The following is an 872-nucleotide window of genomic DNA, read 5'->3' on the forward strand; positions in this document are numbered from 1 at the left end:
CCCCCCGCCTCGGGAGCGCCGGCGCGGCTCGCTGCGTCCGGGTGGATCGACGCCGCCGTCGTCAACGCGGGCGACGGCACCCACGAACACCCCACCCAGGCGCTCCTCGACGCATTCACCCTCCGCCGGCACTGGGCTAGGATCGCCGGGATACGGTCCACCGGAACGGACCTGAGCGGCATGCGCATCCTGATCGTGGGCGACATCCTCCACTCACGCGTTGCCCGGTCCAACGTGTGGCTCCTGACGACCCTCGGTGCGCACATCACGCTGGTCGGCCCGCCCACCCTCCTGCCGATCGGCGTCGGAACCTGGCCCTGCGAGATCCGGTACAATCTCGACGACGCCCTGGTCACCCGGCCCGACGCAGTCATGATGCTGAGGCTTCAGGCCGAACGCATGAACGCCGCGTTCTTCCCCTCGACCCGGGAGTATTCACGGAACTGGGGGTTCGACGACGCCCGGCTCGCACTGCTGGACGTCATGGGCCTCGACGACACCGTCATCATGCACCCCGGTCCCATGAACCGTGGGCTCGAGATCTCCGCGGCGGCAGCCGACTCGCCGCGCTCCACGGTGCTCGCGCAGGTGCGTAACGGCGTGTCGGTCCGGATGGCTGCGCTGTACCTGCTGCTGTCCGGCCAGGGCCATTCCGACGACGCGCCGGATCCGGGTGCCACCCCGGCGATCGCCACCCCGCCAGCCGGCACCCCGCCGACCGGCACCCCGACCACCGCGAACCGGACAACGCAGGAGCCAGCATGAGCAAGCACAGCACCCAGTACCTCATCCGGGGCGCCTCGATCCTCGGGGGTGGAATCGCGGACCTCCTGATCGCCGACGGCGTCATCGCCGCCGTCGGCCCGGAAGCG

General features: G+C 70.8%; 1 protein-coding gene. It reads left to right on the forward strand.

The genetic code is table 11. The features are described from left to right. Positions 1-765 (forward strand): aspartate/ornithine carbamoyltransferase family protein (locus Y705_RS20160; protein ID WP_081738078.1); only part of this gene is annotated, 765 nt, incomplete at its 5' end. Positions 766-872: the final 107 nt, after the last annotated feature.

This window comes from Arthrobacter sp. H41 (assembly GCF_000520535.1).
Taxonomy (GTDB): domain Bacteria; phylum Actinomycetota; class Actinomycetes; order Actinomycetales; family Micrococcaceae; genus Arthrobacter_D.